This window comes from Nonomuraea sp. ZG12 (assembly GCF_052068115.1).
GTDB lineage: Bacteria > Actinomycetota > Actinomycetes > Streptosporangiales > Streptosporangiaceae > Nonomuraea.
Genome location: NZ_JBQHCW010000067.1, coordinates 1 through 5479 on the forward strand (window position 1 = coordinate 1; position 5479 = coordinate 5479).

Annotated in this window: 3 rRNA genes; all 3 read right to left on the reverse strand. The window is 57.2% G+C overall.

What is annotated here, in order from left to right:
• Positions 1-43: 43 nt before the first annotated feature.
• Positions 44-160 (reverse strand): 5S ribosomal RNA (gene rrf, locus ACTMTF_RS49190).
• A gap of 173 nt (positions 161-333) precedes the next feature.
• Positions 334-3441: ribosomal RNA gene (locus ACTMTF_RS49195) — 23S ribosomal RNA — on the reverse strand.
• A gap of 381 nt (positions 3442-3822) precedes the next feature.
• Positions 3823-5343: ribosomal RNA gene (locus ACTMTF_RS49200) — 16S ribosomal RNA — on the reverse strand.
• The 16S, 23S and 5S rRNA genes sit together here, the layout of an rRNA operon.
• Positions 5344-5479: the final 136 nt, after the last annotated feature.

Consider the following 5479-nt stretch of genomic DNA (forward strand, 5'->3'; position numbering starts at 1 on the left):
AGGGCCCCGACAGCCAAAGTGTCGGAGCCCTACCTGAAAGATTGTCCGGCGGTGACCTACTCTCCCACACCCTCCCGAGTGCAGTACCATCGGCGCTGAGAAGCTTAACTTCCGGGTTCGGAATGTAACCGGGTGTTTCCTTCCCGCCATAACCGCCGTAACCCTATGAAACACACAAACAACACCCAGCCAACCGTCACCGGTCGCCTGAACAACTGTTTGCTGTCTCAGAATTGCGTAGTGGACGCGAGCAACAGGATCCCTCACATGCGGCGCTGTTCCGGACCCGGCGAAGAGTACAGAACGCAGCACACACCTGAGCAACAATGCTTTGTGGTCAAGTCCTCGGCCTATTAGTACCGGTCAGCTCCACACGTTACCGTGCTTCCACCTCCGGCCTATCAACCCGGTCGTCTACCGGGAGCCTTACCCACTCTCATGGTGGGAGACCTCATCTCAAGGCGAGCTTCCCGCTTAGATGCTTTCAGCGGTTATCCCTTCCGAACGTAGCCAACCAGCCGTGCACCTGGCGGTACAACTGGCACACCAGAGGTTCGTCCGTCCCGGTCCTCTCGTACTAGGGACAGCTCCTTTCAAGTCTCCTGCGCGCGCAGCGGATAGGGACCGAACTGTCTCGCGACGTTCTAAACCCAGCTCGCGTACCGCTTTAATGGGCGAACAGCCCAACCCTTGGGACCTACTCCAGCCCCAGGATGCGACGAGCCGACATCGAGGTGCCAAACCATCCCGTCGATATGGACTCTTGGGGAAGATCAGCCTGTTATCCCCGGGGTACCTTTTAGCCGTTGAGCGACACCGCTTCCACATGCCGATGCCGGATCACTAGTCCCAGCTTTCGCTCCTGCTCGACCCGTCAGTCTCACAGTCAAGCTCCCTTGTGCACTTACACTCAACACCTGATTACCAACCAGGCTGAGGGAACCTTTGGGCGCCTCCGTTACTCTTTAGGAGGCAACCGCCCCAGTTAAACTACCCACCAGACACTGTCCCCGATCCGGATCACGGACCAGAGTTAGACGTTCAAAACGACCAGAGTGGTATTTCACCAATGACTCCACCATCACTAGCGTGACAGCTTCCCAGTCTCCCACCTATCCTACACAAGACGCTCCAAACGCCAATGTCAAGCTGTAGTGAAGGTCCCGGGGTCTTTCCGTCCTGCTGCGCGTAACGAGCATCTTTACTCGTAGTGCAATTTCGCCGGGTCTGTGGTTGAGACAGCGGGGAAGTCGTTACGCCATTCGTGCAGGTCGGAACTTACCCGACAAGGAATTTCGCTACCTTAGGATGGTTATAGTTACCACCGCCGTTTACCGGCGCTTAAGTTCTCACCTTCGCCAACCGAAGCTGGCTAAGCGGTCCCCTTAACGTTCCGGCACCGGGCAGGCGTCAGTCCGTATACATCGTCTTACGACTTCGCACGGACCTGTGTTTTTAGTAAACAGTCGCTTCCCCCTGGCCACTGCGACCACCACCAGCTCACAGAGCAAGTCTGATCACCAGCAGAGGTCCCCCTTCTCCCGAAGTTACGGGGGCAATTTGCCGAGTTCCTTAACCACAGTTCACCCGATCGCCTTGGTATTCTCTACCTGACCACCTGAGTCGGTTTAGGGTACGGGCCGCCACAACACTCGCTAGAGGCTTTTCTCGGCAGCATAGGATCATCCACTTCACCACAATCGGCTCGGCATCACATCTCAGGATTAATGCGAGGCGGATTTGCCTACCTCACTCCCTACATGCTTACCCCAGGACAACCATCGCCTGGGCTGGACTACCTTCCTGCGTCACCCCATCGCTTACCTACTACCCGATCGGACCGAGCGTTCACTCTGACCCCAAGCCCGAAGGCTTTAGGCGAGTTAAGGACTCTTAGCATCACGAGGTTCAGTATGGGCGTGTTAAAGCGGGTACGGGAATATCAACCCGTTGTCCATCGACTACGCCTGTCGGCCTCGCCTTAGGTCCCGACTTACCCTGGGCGGATTAGCCTGGCCCAGGAACCCTTGGTCATCCGGCGCGAGGGTTTCTCACCCTCGATTCGCTACTCATGCCTGCATTCTCACTCGCACAGCCTCCACGACTAGATCACTCTGCCGCTTCGCCGGCTGCACGACGCTCCCCTACCCATCCACCATCCGAAAATGATGAATGCCACGACTTCGGCGGTGTACTTGAGCCCCGCTACATTGTCGGCGCGGAATCACTTGACCAGTGAGCTATTACGCACTCTTTCAAGGGTGGCTGCTTCTAAGCCAACCTCCTGGTTGTCTCTGCGACTCCACATCCTTTCCCACTTAGCACACGCTTAGGGGCCTTAGTCGGTGATCTGGGCTGTTTCCCTCTCGACTACGAACCTTATCGCCCGCAGTCTCACTGCCACGCTCTCACTTACCGGCATTCGGAGTTTGGCTGACGTCAGTAACCTTGTCGGGCCCATTAGCCATCCAGTGCTCTACCTCCGGCAAGAAACACGTGACGCTGCACCTAAATGCATTTCGGGGAGAACCAGCTATCACGGAGTTTGATTGGCCTTTCACCCCTACACACAGGTCATCCCCCAGGTTTTCAACCCTGGTGGGTTCGGTCCTCCACCCAGTCTTACCTGAGCTTCAACCTGCCCATGCGTAGATCACTCCGCTTCGGGTCTACAGCATGCGACTCAAACGCCCTATTCAGACTCGCTTTCGCTACGGCTCCCCCACACGGGTTAACCTCGCCACACACCATAACTCGCAGGCTCATTCTTCAAAAGGCACGCAGTCACATCACAGCCGGAACAAGTCCCGGCTAAGCTCCTACGGCTTGTAGGCACACGGTTTCAGGTACTATTTCACAACCCCTCACCGGGGCACTTTTCACCTTTCCCTCACGGTACTCGTGCACTATCGGTCATCAGGGAGTATTTAGGCTTACCAGGTGGTCCTGGCAGATTCACACAGGATTTCTCGGGCCCCGTGCTACTTGGGATCCCCTCCGACAGTCCATCCAATTTCGCCTACCCGACTCTCACGGTCTACGGCGCCCCTTCCCAGAGGCTTCGACTATCAGATGGATTTCTCACTGTCCGAGAAGACGGCAGTCTCCTCAAGAAGGTCCCACGACCCCGAACGTGCAACGCCTGCCGGCTATCACACACGCCCGGTTTAGCCTCATCCGCTTTCGCTCACCACTACTCACGGAATCACTGTTGTTTTCTCTTCCTACGGGTACTGAGATGTTTCACTTCCCCGCGTTACCACCAACCGCCCTATACATTCAGGCGGAGGCAACACCACATGACTGGTGCTAGGTTTCCCCATTCGGACATCCCCGGATCAACGTCTGGTTGGCGACTCCCCGAGGCTTAACGCAGCCTCCCACGTCCTTCATCGGCTCCTGATGCCTAGGCATCCACCGTGTGCCCTAAAAAACTTGGCCACAAAGATGCTCGCGTCCACTATGCAAATCTCAAACAACAAACAGCAACCAACCCCACCCACCACCAGACACCCAACGCCAAGCGTCAGACCGGTATGACAGGAGGTCGGCCCTGAATGAGGTACCAACAGACAACAAGCCCACCTCGCAGCGGGCCCGCTGGTCCGTTTCCTCAGGACCCAACAGTGTGTCCAACCAGAAGCGAAACCCCGCAACGCACGTTCCCACTCCCCACCTCCGAAGAGGAAGGGCAGTACTAACACGCAGGCGATCCACCTGATTGAATAGCCAGTGCTCCACTAATGAGCTGCCGTGTGCGAGACGAGTGCTCACAGTCACAGCGTAGGCCCAGCTCTTGCGAGCAGGACCGATGCTCCTTAGAAAGGAGGTGATCCAGCCGCACCTTCCGGTACGGCTACCTTGTTACGACTTCGTCCCAATCGCCAGCCCCACCTTCGACCGCTCCCCCCAGCAAGCTGGTTGGGCCACGGGCTTCGGGTGTTGCCGACTTTCGTGACGTGACGGGCGGTGTGTACAAGGCCCGGGAACGTATTCACCGCAGCGTTGCTGATCTGCGATTACTAGCGACTCCGACTTCATGGGGTCGAGTTGCAGACCCCAATCCGAACTGAGACCGGCTTTTAGGGATTCGCTCCACCTCACGGTTTAGCAGCCCTCTGTACCGGCCATTGTAGCATGTTTGCAGCCCAAGACATAAGGGGCATGATGACTTGACGTCATCCCCACCTTCCTCCGAGTTGACCCCGGCAGTCTCCCATGAGTCCCCAACCCTCCGAAGAGGTTGCTGGCAACATGGAACAAGGGTTGCGCTCGTTGCGGGACTTAACCCAACATCTCACGACACGAGCTGACGACAGCCATGCACCACCTGTCACCCAGTCCGAAGAGGCGCACATCTCTGCACGTTTCCGGGTGATGTCAAACCTTGGTAAGGTTCTTCGCGTTGCGTCGAATTAAGCAACATGCTCCGCCGCTTGTGCGGGCCCCCGTCAATTCCTTTGAGTTTTAGCCTTGCGGCCGTACTCCCCAGGCGGGGCGCTTAATGCGTTAGCTCCGGCACGGAGATCGTGGAAGATCCCCACACCTAGCGCCCAACGTTTACAGCGTGGACTACCAGGGTATCTAATCCTGTTCGCTCCCCACGCTTTCGCTCCTCAGCGTCAGGTAAGGCCCAGCAAGCCGCCTTCGCCACCGGTGTTCCTCCTGATATCTGCGCATTTCACCGCTACACCAGGAATTCCACTTGCCCCTACCTACCTCTAGCCGGCCCGTATCCACCGCAGACCCGCAGTTAAGCTGCGGGCTTTCACGGCAGACGCGACCAGCCACCTACGAGCTCTTTACGCCCAATAATTCCGGACAACGCTTGCGCCCTACGTATTACCGCGGCTGCTGGCACGTAGTTAGCCGGCGCTTCTTCTGCAGGTACACGTCAACTTCGTCCCTGCTGAAAGAGGTTTACAACCCGAAGGCCGTCATCCCCCACGCGGCGTCGCTGCGTCAGGCTTTCGCCCATTGCGCAATATTCCCCACTGCTGCCTCCCGTAGGAGTCTGGGCCGTGTCTCAGTCCCAGTGTGGCCGGTCGCCCTCTCAGGCCGGCTACCCGTCGTCGCCTTGGTAGGCCATTACCCCACCAACAAGCTGATAGGCCGCGAGTCCATCCCCAACCGAAAAACTTTCCACCACCACCAGATGCCTGGGGCGGTCATATCCGGTATTAGACCCAGTTTCCCGGGCTTATCCCAGAGTCAGGGGCAGGTTACTCACGTGTTACTCACCCGTTCGCCGCTCGAGTACCCCGAAGGGCCTTTCCGCTCGACTTGCATGTGTTAAGCACGCCGCCAGCGTTCGTCCTGAGCCAGGATCAAACTCTCCAAAAAATGCTTGGAATGGTTTCACCCGGCCAACATTCGCAAAAATGTCAACCAAAGGAATCCGTCATAAATGACGGGGTTGTGCATCATGCACTGGCTTTTAACACACTGTTGAGTTCTCAAGAAACGGACGCGTACATCC